Below are 15,593 nucleotides of genomic sequence, written 5' to 3' on the forward strand. Positions count from 1 at the left end.
TGCTCCATTGATGTCTGCCGTCACGCCAGGAAGCCGTTGTGACGGGATTTTCAGTTAGGTCGGGATACGTCGGCAGGCAGAGGTGGTCAACGCGAAACGCGGGTCGCCCGCCAGATCGCGCCCAAGCTGAGCAACACCAACAACACCAGCAGGGGACTATCGCCGGTGCGTGAATAAATCGTTGGCGGCAAGGCCGCAGGTAACGCCGCATCGACATAGCCCGCCTGCCCCAATCCAAGGCTGGCCGTCATCCGCCCGCGCGCATCGAACACCGCAGACACACCGGTATTGGCGGCGCGCAGCAATGGCAGACCCTGCTCGATGGCGCGGAACCGCGCCTGAGCAAGATGTTGATAGGGCCCGGAATACTGACCGAACCACGCATCATTGGTCAGTTGCAGCAGAAAGCGCGGGCGGTCGGTGCCGCGCAGATCCTGCGGAAACACCGCCTCGTAACAGATCAGCGGCAGCGCTTGGCCCAGTTTGCCAAGATCAAGCAATCGCGGCCCCGGACCCGAGCCATAACTGCCGTCGACGCGTTGCGCCAAAGCCTCGATTCCGAGGTTCCGGAAAAGATCCGGAAAGGGCATGTATTCGCCAAATGGCACGAGGTGATGCTTGTCGTAGATCTGCGTGACGGTGCCGCTGCCGTCCAGCACGATGGCGGAATTGTAGTAGGTGAAATCCTCTTCCCGCTGGAGGCCCAGCACAACCGGCACCGGCCCCGCCGCATCCGAGATGATCGCCAAAGCCTCATCGGCGTGGTTCAGCAATGTCGGCAGTGCGGTTTCGGACCAGACAATCAGATCGGGACGCGGGTCCGATTCGGCGGCGGTGTAGTCCACCTGCCGGTTGAAGAAGGTCGGAATCTTGTCGGGGTTCCATTTTTCATGCTGGGCGGCGTTGGGCTGGATCAGGCGCACCACGGGCGCATCGGCATCCGGCGCGCGGCTGCCGCCCATCCAGGCCCCCGTTCCGATCAACGCCGCTGTCACCGCGCTAGCGATCAGCACCGTGCTTGCGCGCAAGGTTGCAAGCATCGCCGCGATGGTAAAGAGGACGAAGCTCAGTCCGTAAGTGCCGATGACAGCGGCCCATTGTACGGCAGGCACCGGTGCCCATGCGTAGCCCGGCAACCCCCAGGGAAACCCGGTGAGGACCGTGCCGCGCGCCATCTCTGCCAGCGCCCAGAGCGGGACCAGCAGAAGCAGCCCGCCCCGAAAGCGATGCGCCAGCCAGAAGGGCAGCGCCCAGAACAGCGCGAGCCCGCCAGAGATACCCACCAATGCGAAGGGTGCCATCCATCCGTCCCGCGCGGCGTCCACCATGAACGGTTCGGGAATCCAGCTAAGGGCGAGCGCGAAATATCCGGTCCCGAAGGCCCATCCGGTCCAGCCCGAGGCGCGCGCGGACTGGGCGGTTCGAAACAGAAAACACCCGCAAGCAAAGCATAGAATGGCGATGAACAGAATATCCCAAGGTGCCTGCCCCAACGCGGCCCCGGCACCAAGAGCGGCGGCAAGCGGCAGGTGCCAGAACCAACGATCCTGTCGCCCCACCCGCGCCGTCTGGTCAGCCACTTGCAGCCTGTTGTGAGGGCACAGCCGCTCTGCCCCCTTGCCCCACGGTCGCGCCCGGCAGACGCACGCGCAGACGCTTGATGCGGCGCGGATCGGCATCCACAACCTCGAATTCCGCGCCGGACGGGTGCGGCACCATCTCGCCCCGCGCGGGCACATGGCCTGCCAGCACGAAAACCAGGCCGCCAAGCGTGTCGATCTCTTCACGGTCGATCTCTTCGCCATCGGCCAGTTGCAGGTCGATCTCTGCCTCGAACTCTTCCAGCGGGGTCTTGGCCAGCGCCAGATAGCAGCCCGGCGTTTCGCGGGTCCAGTTCTGCCCCTCGTCGATGTCGTGTTCGTCCTCGATCTCGCCGATGACCTGTTCGATCAGATCCTCGATCGTGACCAGCCCGTCAACGCCGCCATATTCGTCGATCACCAGCGCCATATGTCTGCGTTCGGTCTGCATCTTGGTCAGCAACACGCCGATCGGCATCGACGGCGGCACAAACAACAACGGCCGCAGCATCGTGCCGAGATCGAATTCGGTGGTGTTGCCATTGAACCCGTGGCTGAGCGCGAGATCCTTGAGGTGCACCATGCCCACGGGCGTATCCAGCGTGCCGGAAAACGCCGGCAGACGGGTCATTCCACTGTCGCGGAACACCTGCACCAGATCGCGTTTTTCGATTGTGTCGGGAACGGCAATGATGTCCGCCTTGGGGACCATAACGTCTTCGACCCGCATCCGACGCAGATTGATCATGCCGCGCGAGAAAAGCACAGCACTGCCCGCGGGATCGGGGTCAGGCGCGTCTTCAGCAGTGTCGTTGGGGCTGAGCGCCCCGATAATGCGGCGGAATAATCCTTCCGGCCGGTCTTGTTGTTCTTCGTCCTGCGCGCTTTGCGCTGCGCTAGAACTGCCTTCTTCGTTGTCGTCCATCATTCCTGTCCAGAGGCGGGCCATCAGACCCTGTCATCTTCCCTATATGGGTCAGGCAACCCCATGTTGCCAAGTATCTCGCGTTCCAGTGATTCCATCAACGTGGCATCGCGGTCACGCACATGGTCATATCCCAGAAGGTGCAGAACACCATGCACGATAAGATGCGTCACATGATCGCTGAGCGATTTTCCGGCCTCGGACGCCTCGCGTGCGCAGGTGTCATAGGCGATGGCGATGTCGCCAAGTTCCGGGTCGGGGTCCGGGGCGGGCAGTTCCGGCGCGTCGCCGTCGGCCTCGGCACCGCGTTCGTCCGATGGCCAGCTCAGCACATTTGTCGGCTGCGGCTTGTCCCGGAAATCGGCGTTGAGCACGGCGATGCGGGCATCGTCGGTGGCCAGCAAGGCGATCTCGAATTCGGCTGGGTCCAGCATCAGCCGGGCAAGAGTTGCCTTCGCCGCCGCCTCGGCCAGCGCGGCAAGCCCGAGCGCCTGCCAGCGGTCATCCTCGATAATCGTGTCGGTCAGCATTGTCTTGTCCATCCAGCCGGGGCATCTGCGCCATGATTGGCGCATTGCCCCTAGCCCTGAGAATCGCCCTCATAGGCCCTGATGATCGCGGCCACCAGCGGATGTCGCACAACATCCGCAGAGGTGAAGTAATTGAAGCCGATCTTCGGGATGTGGCTTAGCAGCCGTTCGGCATCGGCCAGACCGGAGGGCATGCCGCGCGGCAGGTCAACCTGCGTCCGGTCGCCGGTAATGACCATGCGGCTGCCTTCGCCCAGACGGGTCAGGAACATCTTCATCTGCATGGTCGTGGCGTTCTGCGCCTCGTCCAGCACCACGAAGGCATTGGACAGCGTGCGCCCCCGCATGAAGGCCAGTGGCGCGATCTCGACGGTCTTTTCCTCCATCATCTTCGCCAATTGCTTGCCGGGCAGAAAGTCGTTCAGCGCGTCGTAAAGCGGCTGCATGTAGGGATCGACCTTGTCTTTCATGTCGCCGGGCAGATAGCCCAGCTTTTCGCCCGCCTCGACAGCCGGGCGCGACAGGATGATCCGGTCAACCGCCCCCGAGATGAACAGGTTCACGCCCACGGCCACGGCCAGATAGGTCTTACCGGTGCCCGCCGGGCCAATCCCGAAAGCCAGCTCATTGTTGAAGAGCGACCGGACATAGGCCTTTTGCGCGTCGGTGCGGGGTTCGATCAGCTTTTTGCGGGTCTTGATCTCGACCTTGCCGCCGGAGAACATCTCCATCTGTGCATCGGCACCGGGGGCTGTTTCTTCGGGCGCGTTCATGCGGAACTCGCGGTCAATATCGCCGGGATCGACGGTGCGTCCGGCCTCAAGCCGTTGATAAAGCGCATTGAGCACGTCTCGCGCCTCGATCTGGGCGCTTTCTTCCCCGAGAATAGCCAGCAGATTGCCACGGCGCACGATCTGCACATCAAGGCGCTTTTCGATATCGGCAAGGTTGCGGTCATATTCGCCGCACAGGTCGATCAGCAATCGATTGTCGGGAAATTCAATCAGGACTTCGGTCAATGTGCCTGTATCCACGCAATTCTCCACTGCTGCGAGTCACCATGATCGTGCCAACAGCTTGTGGGTAGCGCAAGCCTAACACGCAAAATGTGATGTATCTGACAGAGATATGACGGTTCTCTGTTCCGTTTGGGTGAAATGCCGCCCATCAGGCGGGACAGGCGCTGTCGGCCACCCGCCTTGCGCCCCGCCATGCCGAAGCGTTGAAGCCTGCCGGTGCAAGCAACCTCAAATCAGCTGCCCGGACAGGGAATTTGTCCGGCTTTCAAGGATATGCACCCGCGCCATATCGCCCGGCGACACGCCGTCGGCGGTGACATGCACCGAATGCAGATATTCCGATTTGCCGACCATCTGCCCTGCCTCGCGGCCGGGCTTTTCGAACAGCACGCTGACGTCGCGTCCAACCATGTCGTCCTGCAATTGCCGTTGCTGACGCGTCAGAAGCGCCTGCAAACGTTGCAAACGATCGTCCTTCTCATCCTCGGGCACTTGCGGGCGCTCTGCGGCGGGGGTGCCGGGGCGGGTCGAATATTTGAACGAATAGGCAGAGCCATAGCGGACGGCCTCGATCAGATCCAGCGTGGCCTGAAAATCCTCTTCAGTCTCTTCGGGAAAGCCGACGATGAAATCGCCGGAAATATGGATGTCGGGACGTACCTCGCGCAGCCGTTCGATGACGCGCAGATAGCTGGCGGCGGTGTGGCTGCGGTTCATCCGCTTGAGGATCTTGTCGGACCCGGCCTGCACCGGCAGATGCAGGTAAGGCATCAGTTTTGGACAGTCGCCATGCGCTTCGATCAGCGCATCGTCCATGTCGTTGGGATGGCTGGTGGTAAAGCGGATGCGTTCCAGCCCATCGACGTCATTGAGCGCCCAGATCAACTGTGCAAGCCCCATATCGCCGTTCGGACCCGCACCGTGATAGGCGTTGACGTTCTGACCCAGCAACGTGATTTCGCGCACGCCACGTTCGACCAGATCGCGCGCTTCGGTCAAGACACGGTCCACGGGGCGGCTGACTTCTGCGCCGCGCGTATAGGGCACCACGCAAAAGGCGCAGAACTTGTCGCAGCCTTCCTGCACGGTCAGAAACGCGGTGGGGCCACGCTTGGCCTTGGGCCGGGCGATCAGCTTGTCGAACTTGCCCTCTTCGGGGAAATCCGTATCCAGCGCCTTTTTGCCTTCACGGATCTTCGCCTCCATCTCGGGCAGGCGGTGATAGCTTTGCGGGCCAACAACCAGATCGACCATCGGCTGACGGCGCATGATCTCTTCGCCCTCGGCTTGCGCCACACAGCCCGCCACACCGATCTTCAGATCGGGCTTGGCCACCTTCAGCCCCTTGTAGCGCCCAAGTTCGGAATAGACCTTCTCGGCTGCCTTTTCACGAATGTGACAAGTGTTGAGCAGGATCATGTCCGCGTCATCGGCCGTCTGCGTCTGGACATAGCCCTGCCCGCCCATGGCCTCGGCCATACGCTCGCTGTCATAGACATTCATCTGGCAGCCATAGGTCTTGATGAACAGTTTTTTCGGCGCGGTCATGGCGCAATCCTCGCATGTCTCAGAGCGGCGGCATATCGCAAAATGGCGGTGGGTTGCAATGCATGGCGATATCACCGATTTTGCGTCAAACCTCAGAGGGGCGACAGACACGATGATCTATCCGGGGCTATCGGCGTTTCTGGAAAAGGGCAAACCGGCGCTGGCAAAAGGACCGGTCGCGCTGGTCTTTTCCGAAGATGATGTCGAGATTGAAAGCACCCTGCGCCACCAGCACAAGACAGGTTTCGCGGAAATCGTGGCCTTCATGCGCGAGGGGGCAACGCTGCCGCCCGATCTGGCGACCACCGTGCATCAGGTCAGCTACGACATGGGCACCGAGGGCGCATTGACCAATGCCGTCAACGCCGTCATTGCCGCCGCCCCCGGCGTCTGGCTGCATTACTGCTACAATGCCGAATATCTGTTTTTCCCGTTCTGCGAAAGCCGCACGATTGGCGAAATGCTCGGCTTTCATGCCGAGGAACGGCGCGACGCGATGCTGAGCACTGTTCTGGACCTTTATGCCGGCGATCTTGTGCAGAACCCCGATGCCGTATCGCTGGAGGATGCCTGGGTCGACATGTCGGGGTATTACGCTCTGGCGCGCAAGGATCCGATCAGCCATGAAGCCAAGGAGCGGCAACTCGATTTCTACGGCGGTCTGCGCTGGCGCTACGAAGAGCATGTCCCCCAGGGTCGTCGCCGCATTGACCGGATCTCGCTGTTTCGCGCCAAGCCGGGGCTGCTGCTGCGCGACGACCACACGTTCAACGACGAAGAGTTCAACACCTTCGCCTGTCCGTGGCATCACAACCTGACCTCGGTCATTGCCAGTTTTCGCACCGCGAAGGCGCTGAAACGCAACCCCGGCTCCACCTTCGAGATCCAGAATTTCCGCTGGCACAATTCGACGCAATTCAAGTGGAATTCACGTCAATTGCTTGATCTCGGACTGATGGAACCGGGTCAGTGGTTCTAAAGGAAAATCAATCCCATATCCCGCCGCGCTCCGGATGGCGCGCTGCCGTCCGAAGCAGGTTTTCCGAAGTCGCGCGACAACAGCTCACGGCAATTCAGGGACGGCCGTGAAAGCGATGCCTGCTTCGGCCAGCATGACCTCGGACACCTCAAAACTATGATCCAGCGCGCCGTCGTTTTCCGGACGGGCCGGGCTGACCACGCAGGCGATGCCGCTTTGGATAATCGCGCGGGCGCAATCGGCGCAGGGAAACCGCGTGACATAGATCGTGCAGCCCTCCAGCGCCGCGCCGGACCGCGCAGCGTTGTAGATCGCGTTGCGCTCGGCATGTTCGACCCAGTGGAATTTCTCGCCACTGGCCCGGTCGAACCGCGCGTCCTCTGCCGCGGAAACCCCGCGCGGCAAGCCGTTATAACCGCTTGCGCGAACCTCGTGGCCCTGCCCCACGATCACCGCACCGACATGCCGGTCGCGATCTTCGGACCAGCTTGCCATCTCTCGGGCGAGCGCCACAAAGCGTGTGGCCCAGACGTCTTCATTAGCCATGGGAAAGGCCTCCTGTTTATAGGGCGATCTAGGCGACCGTCTCTTCTTCGGGGACCATGTGATCCAGTGCCGCGCGTTCCGGGTCGCTGAGTTTGGTGAAGGGCGGCACAGCGTTAGCCCAAAGCGGGTTGCCGGTGCGCCGCGTCACCAGATGCTTGACCGAAGGGATCAGCGGTCCGGCCGCGATGGCTGCGCGGATATTGCCGATCTGTTCCATCAGAGTGGGCGTGGCCTCGCCCTTCCAGACCCGCGCACAAAGCGGTGCAGACTGGTTGACCGTGGCCGAGATGCAGCCGGCAAAGCCCGCCTCTGGCGCAACCGACAGGCTGGTTTCGGAACTGGGAAAGACAGCGAAACCCGGATGCGCCGTGACGATCCGGCGGCAATAGTCCAGATCACCCGAGGAATCCTTGATCCCGTTGAACCGCTCCGGTGCCAGAGCGTGCAAACGGGCGATCACCTCTTCAGGGATCACAAAGCCGGTCATCTGCGGATAGTTGTAGAACCAGACCTTTATGGGGCGATCGCCCAAAGCCTCGTGCAGGGCCGTGTACCAGCGTACCAGCCCGTCCTCCGATGGCGGCGTGTAATAATAGGGTGGCAGCACAAGCGCGACCGGATAGCCCAGATCATCCGCATGGATGGTCAGGGATATCGTTTCGGCCAGTGACGGCGTGCCGGTGCCGACCATAAGCCGGTCCAGATCCAGCCCGCGCGCCGCCCAAGCCATGATCTGACGGCGCGTGGCACTGTCAAAACTGTTTGCCTCGCCGGTCGAGCCCAGCACGTTCAGCCCGTCGCAGCCATTGGCCAGTGCCCAGCGTGCATGTTCCAGAAACAGCGTTTCCGAAGGCACCCCCGCCGCATCGACGGGGGTTGGCACGGCGGCAATGATACCTTGCATGAATGTCTCCTCAACTTTCCTGATCGGCAGGTTCGCGCCGGGCGTAATCTGCAAGTTTGGGGTGATCGGGTACGGGCGGGTCGTCTTTGCGCCATCCGCCCGGTTCAACGATCTCGCCGTTTTCGTCCTCGAAAACCTCTCGGTTGATCTGGGCGAACACGGCGTTTTCGGCGTCCAACTCGTCGTCGTAACGGATTGCATCGACAGGGCAGATGGATTCGCACATGCCGCATTCAATGCATTCGGTCGGATGGATGTAGTACATCCGCTCGCCTTCGTAGATGCAGTCCACCGGGCAGGACGTGGTGCAAATCCCGTCCTTGATGTCGATGCATTGGTTCTGGATGACGAGTGCCATGTCTCCTCCGGTTATTTGCCCTGCCAAACAGGGGCGCGTTTTTCACGAAAGGCGCGAACGCCTTCTTCGGAATCCTCGGATTGCAGGGCCGTCACCAGCGCGGGGCGGCGCAGATCGCGCGCCTCGGTCGGTGTCAGATGCGCGGTGTTGCGCAGCGTGTCCTTGATCGCGGCGACGGAAAGCGGCGCGCAGGACAGGATGTCCTGGACCCAGGCCGCAACCTCGGCATCCAGATCCGCCGCAGGCACCACCGCGTTGACCAGCCCGTAATGCGCGGCATCCGAGGCGCTGAGCATTCGGCCGGTCAGCATGATGCCAGCGGCAATGTTGCGCGGGATCAGCCGTTGCAGCGCGACCATGCCGCCATCCAGCGGCAGCCGGCCGACCTTGGCTTCGGGCAGTCCGAATTTCGCGGACTCGGACGCGATGACGATATCCGCCCCCAGCACCATCTCGAACCCGCCCCCAAGGGCCAGGCCGTTCACACGCGCGATCACCGGCACGTTCAGCGTTTGCCGTAGGGCAATGCCGCCGAACCCGTTCGGGTTGGCCGCGGCCCAGTATTCCAGACCGCTATGGCCACCGCCGGCCTTCATGTCGGCACCGGCGCTGAAGGCGCGCTCTCCCGCACCGGTCAGCACGACGCAGCGAATATCATCGCGGGCCTCAACCTGCTGCCAGATGTCGTTGAGCGCCGCATCGGTGTCCGGATCGACCGCGTTCATCCTGTCGGCGCGGTCGATGGTGACATAGGCGACGTGATCCTTGACGTCGAACAGGACGCTCATACGGCCTCCTTTCGGGCTTCGGCGGTAAGGCCAAGCTCGCGGATCACTTCTTCGGTATGCTCGCCCAGTTTCGGCGGTGTATGGCGTATGATGACCGGTGCCTCGCTGAGGTGCACGGGCGATCCGACAAGCGTAAGATGCCCCAGGATCGGATGCTCCATATCAACCAGCATTCCGTTTGCCTTGGTCTGCTCATCGTCCAGCGCCTCGCCCAGCGACTTTACCGGCGCGCAAAGCAGATCCTGCTCTTCCAGCCGTTCGATCCAATAGGCGGTCGTGTTGGTGGCAAAGGCATCGCGGAACCGACCTTGCAGATAAGGTTTGTTGGCCCGCTGAGCAGTCAGGTTGGGGTATTCCGGCGACAGATCCTCGATATCAAGCGCTTTGCAGATGTCTTGCAGCGGGTTGACCTTGAAGGCCCCGACCACGACGACCGCACCGTCGGTGGTGTCGAACACGCCGGTCAGCGGCATGGCGGCCCAGTTCAGCACCTCGCGATGCTTGGACCATTGCGCGGCCTCCTGCATCTGCATGGCGATGATCGAATCGTAGAGCGAGACGCCGACTTTCTGACCCCGTCCGGTTTTCTCGCGCCCCAGAAGCGCGGCAAGAATGCCCTGCACCATATGCATGCCGGCCGTGTAGTCGCACAGCGTGGTGGGGTAGATCGACTTCGGGATCGCGGGATCCTGGGTCTTTTCCATCACGCCGGTCATGGCTTGCGCCAATACGTCCTGCCCGCCCTTGTGGGCATATGGCCCAACCTCGCCGAACCCTGTGCCCGAGGCGCAGATGATCCGCGGATTGATCTTTTTCAGCGTCTCGAAATCAAAGCCCAGACGTTTCATCACGCCAGCGCGGAAGTTGTCCACGACCACATCGGACTGCGCCACCAGATCATAGATCATCTGACGGCCTTCGTCGGATTTGCTGTTGATCTCCACCGAGCGCTTGTTGCGGTTGAGAGAGGCGAAAACCGCGTTGTTCATCGCCTCCTCCGAGGTTTCGCCGAAGAAGTTCCGCGACAGATCCCCCGCACCGGGCCGTTCGATCTTGATCACATCGGCACCGAAATCGGCCAGCATCTGCGTGGCGCAGGGGCCCATCATCACCTGGGTGAAGTCGAGGACGCGAACGCCCTCCAATGGAAGATGTTGTTCAGACATAGTTAACTCCTTCACGCGTCAACGGGTTCTTCGACAAGCGCATTGGCCGAGGGCACATCGCCCGGATCGGCACCTTGTGCGCGCATCTGTTTCTGGATCGAGGTGACGTCCACATCGCGCAGCGCGCAATTTGCGTCCAGCGCCTTGGCAACGGCGACGCCCGCAGCCTCGCCCTGGCTCATGCAGGGTGGAATCTCCCGCGATTGCTTTTGCGCTTCGCTTTCGACCGAGTAGTGACGCCCCGCGACGATCAGGTTGTCGATGCCCTTGGGCAGCAATGCGCGGTACGGCGTATAGTAGTCACGGCCCCGGCACACTGAATCCGCGAAGTGACGGCGCGATTTCACATCGTCCTTGGTGACGACATATTCGCCCTGCAACAGCCGCGTCTGACGGATGCCCATCTGCTCGGCAGCACCCAGCATCTTGGCATTCTCGAAACCGGGCAGGTTCTTGCGGGCAAACTCCAGCAGTTCCATCATCCGGCGACGGCCTTCGAATTCCGCCTCGACCATGTGTTCGGGCGACATGCCGTCATAGCCAGGCATATGCGGGCAGTTGCACCACACCACACCGGGCAGCGGCGTCTTCAGCCACCACATGCCCCAAGCCCCGCCGATCACGCGACGCGCCTGACGGTCAAGCTTTTTGTACTCTTCCGGGTTCTCGTATTCGAACGCCTCGGCGCGGTTCGTATCGACATCCATCAGACGGAACACCGTGGTGACGATGAACTGTCCGGTGATGAAGGATGCCCCGGCCGACGACGCGACGTCCAGATCGCCGGACGCGTCGATCACCATCTTGGCGCGGATCGCCTGACGGCCCAGTTTGGTCTGCACGATCACGCCGGTGATGCGGTTATCCTCGACCAGCGCTTCGGAGAACCAGCTATGGGTGCGCAGGTTGATATTGGCATCCTTGACCATATCAAGGCTGACGCGCTTCCAAGCGTCGGGGTCGAAGGCCACGGCATGAATGATCGGCTGCGGCATGCCGGATTTGTGAAAGTCGATGGCCCCCCAGCGGGACCACTTTTTCCACATCTCCCAGTTGGTCAGGCAATCCTCGGAGGGCGGGTAAACCGCGCCGTCCTGACGTTCCATCCGGTCGACAAACTCGCTGACGATCCCGGTTGTGACAATCTCGTTGCCCTCGTTCACCATGTCGTCCAGCACCAGAACCATCCCGCCGGAGGCCATCCCGCCAAGGTGGTGGTAGCGTTCAACCAGTGTGACGGATGCGCCGTTGCGTGCCGCGGAAACAGCGGCCGCGTGGCCTGCCGGTCCTGCGCCGATCACCACGACATCGGTGTCTGCGACAACGGGCACTTGTTCGGCGCGGGTGCTGATGTGATCCTTGATACGATCGGTCATTTTGACAAACTCCTCCTGATGCGCCGTGATCCGGATGCAGAACCGGGCGCCATTTTACGTGTGTATTTAGTGACTTACTTTACCAGCGGACGATCAGTTTCTCGGCCAGTGTGACCAGTGCAAACATCAGCACCGACAGGCCCGAGGACATGAAAACCGTCGCGTAAAGCAAGGGTGAGTTGAAGTTGAACGTGGCGTCGATGATCAATGCGCCAAGCCCCAGATCCGCGCCGACCCATTCACCGACAATCGCGCCGATGACAGAAGTCGTGGCCGAGATCTTCAGTGCCGAGAACAGGAACGGCAGCGAAGCAGGCAGACGCATCTTCCAGAACACCTCGGATTTGGAGGCGGACAGGATGCGCGACAGTTCCAACGCCTGCGGGCTGATGGCCTGAAGTCCGCGCACCATGTTCACCAACGTCGGGAAGAAACAGATCAGGGCCGCGATGACCACCTTGGCGGTGATGCCGGGGCCGAAGATCAGCACCAGAATCGGCGCAATCGCCAGGATCGGGATGGTGTTGATAAACACGGCGATCGGGAAGAAGGCCATGGTCACATGGCGCGAATGCACGAAGGCCACGGCAATCAGGATCGCCACGATATTGCCCACCGCGAAGCCTGCGACACTTTCCATCAGCGTCGGCCAGAAGTTCATCAGCAGGATGTCGAATTTCTCGACAAAGGCGACGGCCACATCCGATGGTGCGGGGGCGACATAGGTCGGCACGCCGAACAATTTCACACCCAGTTGCCACAGCAGGATCAGGGCCGCCGCGGTGCCCAGCGGCACGGCGGTAGACACGACCTTCCGACGCCGCGCCTCTGCGCGTTCCGCCGCTTCGAGATCGGGCATGGTGATATTTTCTGCCACAGCCATCAGCATGTCTCCAGTAGGTCACGCAGGTAACCGCAATAGGCGGTGAATTCCTGCTGGTCGCGTTGCTTGATCGTGCGCGGTTCCGGCAGATCAATATCCACCACTTCGCGCAGACGTCCGGGATGGGCGCGCATCATGATGACTTTCTGGCCCAGAAACACCGCCTCGGCGATCGAGTGGGTGACGAACAGGATCGTCGTCCCGGTCTCGCGCCAGATGTCCAGCAGTTGCAGGTTCAGGTGGTCGCGGGTCATCTCGTCCAGCGCACCAAACGGTTCATCCATCAGCAGCAGTTTCGGCTGACACACCAACGCACGGGCAATGGCAACGCGCTGACGCATACCACCGGACAACTCGTGGGGGAGCGCGTCCTCGCGCCCTTTCAGGCCGACCAGCTCCAGCAACTCACGCGGGCTGCGGCTGCCCAAGGGCACGTCAACGCCGCGTTTTGCGCCAATCTCCAGCGGCAGTTCCACATTTTTGAGCGCCGACCGCCAGGGCAGCAAGGTCGCGTCCTGAAAGACGAAAGCAAACTCACGCGCCAGTCGCGCCTGTTCTGTCGTCTTGCCAAAGATCGACACGTCGCCAGCCGCCGCCGGGATCAGGTCCGAGACCAGCCGCAGCATTGTGGACTTGCCACAGCCCGAGGGGCCGAGGATCGTGTAAAAGGCACCCTCTTCGATATCGAGGTTCAGCCCGTCAATGGCCGTGAAAGTGCCGAACCGCACCGTCGCATCGGTGAGCGAGGCGGCAAGTGCCTTGTCAGGGGCACCTACCTTTTGTCCTTGAAGGGAGTTTTTCGCTTCCATCATACCTGTCATCCGTAATTGGCACGCGATGCAGCGGTCTTTTCCAGCACATCGAGCGTCATGATTTCATCCACGGCGGGTGCCGCGTTTTCGAACTGACCAAGATTGTCGTAGGCGTCGATCTGCGCCTGCCAGTTTTCACGGGTCATCGTGCCCCAGCCATTCTCTGCCGTGTTGGCGTTGAAGCTGTAGTCCAGCACCATCTGAACCGTCGCCAATTCATTGTCGCGGTCCATGTTGGGGTAGCGCTTGACCAGAATATCCACCGCCGCTTCGGGGTTGTCATGCACCCAGGCCCATCCGCGGGCGCTGGCACGCAGCATGCCTTCGACCTGTTCGGGGTTTTCGGCCAGTGTCTGATCGGTGACGTAATAGGGGTTTGCGTATAGCTTGACGCCCGCATCCCACAGAGACATATCCACCCGGTCATCGCCCAGCACGGCCAGCGCGCTTGTATTGGTGCGCCATCCGGTTACGACATCCGCCTGCCCCGTCAGCAGCGGCGACATGTCAGACCCCATGACCAGAACGTTCACCTCATCCTCGGGGATGTCATTCGCGGCCAGCATCGCCTGAAGCAGGATGCGCGCGGTGCCATTGGTGGCGACGGTCTTGCCGATCAGATCCTTGGGCTCGCGCACCGGATTCTTTTTCAGCGAAAAATATGTGAACGGGTGCTGCTGATAGCCTGCGGCGATACATTTGATCGGCAATCCCTGCGACCGCGCCAGCATCAGTGACGGGCTGGAAGAGATCGACCCCAGATCGGCGCGACCAGAGGCAACCGAAGCCACACCGTCAATGTTCGGGCCACCGGCCACAACATCCAACTCCAGGCCTTCATCCGCATAGAACCCCTGATCGGCGGCGGCGACCTCGCCCAGAATACCGTTCGATGCCAGCCAGCCAAGTTGCAGCGACACCGTGTGCATATCCTGAGCCCAAGCTTTCTGGATACCGACAAAGTTGCCCGCAAAGGCAGCACCTGCCGCCGCACCGAAGGTCGTGAGCGCCCTACGCCGGGTAAGTCCGTTCTGGGTGTCTCGCGTCATTGTCAAACTCTCCTGTTGAGGTTTCGGGACCGGCCTGTTGTTCGGCCTTGTCCTAGTAAGCCTATGATTCCTGATGCGATGCAGGTAGAACAAAGATATGCCAACGGCGATGCATAATACGCACCACCCCTGACAACACCCGAATGGCGAGCGGCTTCATGCACTCCATCTTCTTGAAATACTTCGACGAAACCGCGCGCCAAGGGTCGATCCGCAAGGCCGCACTGGTGCTGAACGTGTCATCCACATCGGTCAATCGCAAGATCCTGAGCGTCGAGGAAAGCCTTGGAATGCGACTTTTCGACCGAACCCCCGAAGGCGTGGAGCTGACCGCCATGGGGGCGATTCTCTTGGAACACTGCCGAAAAGTATTGCACGATTATGAACGCGCCAAGGTTTTGATGGATGATATGCGCGACCTGCGGACCGGCCACATCACCATTCACACGATGGATTCGATGGCCGTCACCGCGCTGCCCCGCGCGATGAATGAGTTCGCGCGCAAATTCCCCGATATCTCGATCTCTGTGACCACCGCCCAGCCAGAGGACGTGGTGCAAACGGTGGCGTCGGGCGATGCCGAGATCGGCGTCGCCTTCATCTTCACACCACATCCTGATGTGCGCGTGCTGTCGGAAAAGTCAGCGCCTTTTGGCATCATCACGCGCCCCGATCATCCTCTTTCGACCCGCCCCAGCGTGAAGATCGGCGATCTTGCCGGCTATAGGCTGGTGCGCACAAGCGATGCGCGCGGCGGCAACTCGATCATAGATCAGGCAATCTCGACTTTGGTGACGCCCCTGTCCACGCATGTCTACACCAATACGCTGTTTCTGGCCAAAGAGATGATCCTGTCGAACCAGGGGATCGGACTGTACACCAAGATCGGCTTTTACGACGAGGTAGAGCGCGGGGATCTTTGTTTCGTGCCATTGATTCAGGCGTCACTGGCGAAAGTACGGATCGGCATCATGGTTTCTGCCTCTGCCGCCATCGGGCCCGCGAAGATGCTGATGAGCGATGCGCTGGCCAAGGAGCTGGGACAGATGCGGCTGGATTCGTAATCGGCTTGCGGCTTAATCCACTCGCAGTCGCGCTTTTGTCGGGCTATACTTGAATGACAATCACCC

General features: G+C 61.2%; 16 protein-coding genes and 1 riboswitch. Of the genes, 2 read left to right on the forward strand and 14 right to left on the reverse strand.

What is annotated here, in order from left to right; translation table 11 throughout:
• A riboswitch (SAM-SAH riboswitch) is annotated at positions 1–48 on the reverse strand.
• A gap of 38 nt (positions 49–86) precedes the next feature.
• The 5 genes from lnt to miaB all read right to left on the reverse strand — a co-directional run bounded on the left by lnt (position 87) and on the right by miaB (position 5,602).
• Complete coding sequence (gene lnt / locus B8991_RS12930; protein WP_235866624.1) at positions 87–1,580, reverse strand: apolipoprotein N-acyltransferase; 1,494 nt, start codon at positions 1,578–1,580, stop codon at positions 87–89.
• Positions 1,573–2,505 (reverse strand): transporter associated domain-containing protein, encoded by a 933-nt coding sequence (locus tag B8991_RS12935; RefSeq protein WP_084353482.1) that lies wholly within the window; start codon positions 2,503–2,505, stop codon positions 1,573–1,575. The genes lnt and B8991_RS12935 overlap by 8 nt, the downstream gene beginning before the upstream one ends.
• A 23-nt stretch (positions 2,506–2,528) precedes the next feature.
• Positions 2,529–3,035: an rRNA maturation RNase YbeY gene (gene ybeY / locus B8991_RS12940; protein WP_084353416.1), complete on the reverse strand. Its 507-nt coding sequence runs from the start codon at positions 3,033–3,035 to the stop codon at positions 2,529–2,531.
• 50 nt (positions 3,036–3,085) lie between these two features.
• A complete protein-coding gene (locus B8991_RS12945) occupies positions 3,086–4,069 on the reverse strand; it encodes a PhoH family protein (RefSeq protein WP_084353417.1) in 984 nt (327 codons plus the stop codon).
• A gap of 213 nt (positions 4,070–4,282) precedes the next feature.
• Positions 4,283–5,602, reverse strand: a complete 1,320-nt coding sequence (miaB, locus tag B8991_RS12950; RefSeq protein ID WP_084353418.1) for a tRNA (N6-isopentenyl adenosine(37)-C2)-methylthiotransferase MiaB — start codon at positions 5,600–5,602, stop codon at positions 4,283–4,285.
• Positions 5,603–5,714: 112 nt separating this feature from the next.
• On the opposite strand from miaB, the gene B8991_RS12955 reads away from it, so the two are divergent.
• Positions 5,715–6,581 (forward strand): hypothetical protein, encoded by an 867-nt coding sequence (locus B8991_RS12955; RefSeq protein ID WP_084353483.1) that lies wholly within the window; start codon positions 5,715–5,717, stop codon positions 6,579–6,581.
• An 84-nt stretch (positions 6,582–6,665) separates the two neighbouring features.
• Here the strand turns inward: B8991_RS12955 and B8991_RS12960 are convergent, their stop codons facing one another.
• The 9 genes from B8991_RS12960 to B8991_RS13000 form a co-directional block, all read right to left on the reverse strand.
• Positions 6,666–7,127 carry a deoxycytidylate deaminase gene (locus tag B8991_RS12960; RefSeq protein ID WP_084353419.1) on the reverse strand — a complete coding sequence of 154 codons (462 nt, stop codon included), beginning with the start codon at positions 7,125–7,127 and terminating at the stop codon, positions 6,666–6,668.
• Between the two features lie 28 nt (positions 7,128–7,155).
• On the reverse strand, positions 7,156–8,031 hold the full coding sequence (locus B8991_RS12965) for a dihydrodipicolinate synthase family protein (protein ID WP_084353420.1): 876 nt from the start codon (positions 8,029–8,031) through the stop codon (positions 7,156–7,158).
• A gap of 10 nt (positions 8,032–8,041) precedes the next feature.
• On the reverse strand, positions 8,042–8,389 hold the full coding sequence (locus B8991_RS12970) for an indolepyruvate ferredoxin oxidoreductase subunit alpha (protein ID WP_084353421.1): 348 nt from the start codon (positions 8,387–8,389) through the stop codon (positions 8,042–8,044).
• Positions 8,390–8,400: 11 nt separating this feature from the next.
• A complete protein-coding gene (locus tag B8991_RS12975) occupies positions 8,401–9,177 on the reverse strand; it encodes an enoyl-CoA hydratase-related protein (RefSeq protein WP_084353422.1) in 777 nt (258 codons plus the stop codon).
• Complete coding sequence (locus B8991_RS12980) at positions 9,174–10,343, reverse strand: CaiB/BaiF CoA transferase family protein (RefSeq protein WP_084353423.1); 1,170 nt, start codon at positions 10,341–10,343, stop codon at positions 9,174–9,176. Before B8991_RS12980 ends, B8991_RS12975 begins: the two co-directional genes overlap by 4 nt.
• 11 nt (positions 10,344–10,354) lie before the next feature.
• Positions 10,355–11,719, reverse strand: coding sequence for an FAD-dependent oxidoreductase (locus B8991_RS12985; protein ID WP_084353424.1), 1,365 nt, complete (start codon positions 11,717–11,719; stop codon positions 10,355–10,357).
• Positions 11,720–11,798: 79 nt separating this feature from the next.
• The gene (locus tag B8991_RS12990; protein ID WP_235866625.1) at positions 11,799–12,602 is read right to left on the reverse strand and encodes an ABC transporter permease; all 804 of its coding nucleotides are present in this window, start codon (positions 12,600–12,602) and stop codon (positions 11,799–11,801) included.
• Positions 12,602–13,423 carry an ABC transporter ATP-binding protein gene (locus tag B8991_RS12995; RefSeq protein ID WP_235866626.1) on the reverse strand — a complete coding sequence of 274 codons (822 nt, stop codon included), beginning with the start codon at positions 13,421–13,423 and terminating at the stop codon, positions 12,602–12,604. Before B8991_RS12995 ends, B8991_RS12990 begins: the two co-directional genes overlap by 1 nt.
• A complete protein-coding gene (locus B8991_RS13000) occupies positions 13,420–14,463 on the reverse strand; it encodes an ABC transporter substrate-binding protein (RefSeq protein WP_084353426.1) in 1,044 nt (347 codons plus the stop codon). Before B8991_RS13000 ends, B8991_RS12995 begins: the two co-directional genes overlap by 4 nt.
• A gap of 158 nt (positions 14,464–14,621) precedes the next feature.
• Between B8991_RS13000 and B8991_RS13005 the strand changes: the two genes are divergently transcribed.
• On the forward strand, positions 14,622–15,527 hold the full coding sequence (locus tag B8991_RS13005) for a LysR family transcriptional regulator (protein WP_084353485.1): 906 nt from the start codon (positions 14,622–14,624) through the stop codon (positions 15,525–15,527).
• The last annotated feature ends 66 nt before the right edge of the window (positions 15,528–15,593 follow it).

The organism is Primorskyibacter flagellatus, assembly GCF_900176485.1.
GTDB classification, from domain to species: Bacteria; Pseudomonadota; Alphaproteobacteria; order Rhodobacterales; family Rhodobacteraceae; genus Primorskyibacter; species Primorskyibacter flagellatus.

Coding starts and splice junctions, on each gene's coding strand:
- B8991_RS12975 (WP_084353422.1), bottom strand. CDS start 9,177: ATGAGCGTCCTGTTCGACGTCAAGGATCACGTCGCCTATGTCACCATC.
- B8991_RS12965 (WP_084353420.1), bottom strand. CDS start 8,031: ATGCAAGGTATCATTGCCGCCGTGCCAACCCCCGTCGATGCGGCGGGG.
- B8991_RS12935 (WP_084353482.1), bottom strand. CDS start 2,505: ATGGACGACAACGAAGAAGGCAGTTCTAGCGCAGCGCAAAGCGCGCAG.
- B8991_RS12960 (WP_084353419.1), bottom strand. CDS start 7,127: ATGGCTAATGAAGACGTCTGGGCCACACGCTTTGTGGCGCTCGCCCGA.
- B8991_RS13000 (WP_084353426.1), bottom strand. CDS start 14,463: ATGACGCGAGACACCCAGAACGGACTTACCCGGCGTAGGGCGCTCACG.
- B8991_RS12985 (WP_084353424.1), bottom strand. CDS start 11,719: ATGACCGATCGTATCAAGGATCACATCAGCACCCGCGCCGAACAAGTG.
- B8991_RS13005 (WP_084353485.1), top strand. CDS start 14,622: ATGCACTCCATCTTCTTGAAATACTTCGACGAAACCGCGCGCCAAGGG.
- B8991_RS12995 (WP_235866626.1), bottom strand. CDS start 13,423: ATGACAGGTATGATGGAAGCGAAAAACTCCCTTCAAGGACAAAAGGTA.
- B8991_RS12980 (WP_084353423.1), bottom strand. CDS start 10,343: ATGTCTGAACAACATCTTCCATTGGAGGGCGTTCGCGTCCTCGACTTC.
- miaB (WP_084353418.1), bottom strand. CDS start 5,602: ATGACCGCGCCGAAAAAACTGTTCATCAAGACCTATGGCTGCCAGATG.
- B8991_RS12990 (WP_235866625.1), bottom strand. CDS start 12,602: ATGGCTGTGGCAGAAAATATCACCATGCCCGATCTCGAAGCGGCGGAA.
- B8991_RS12970 (WP_084353421.1), bottom strand. CDS start 8,389: ATGGCACTCGTCATCCAGAACCAATGCATCGACATCAAGGACGGGATT.
- B8991_RS12955 (WP_084353483.1), top strand. CDS start 5,715: ATGATCTATCCGGGGCTATCGGCGTTTCTGGAAAAGGGCAAACCGGCG.
- ybeY (WP_084353416.1), bottom strand. CDS start 3,035: ATGCTGACCGACACGATTATCGAGGATGACCGCTGGCAGGCGCTCGGG.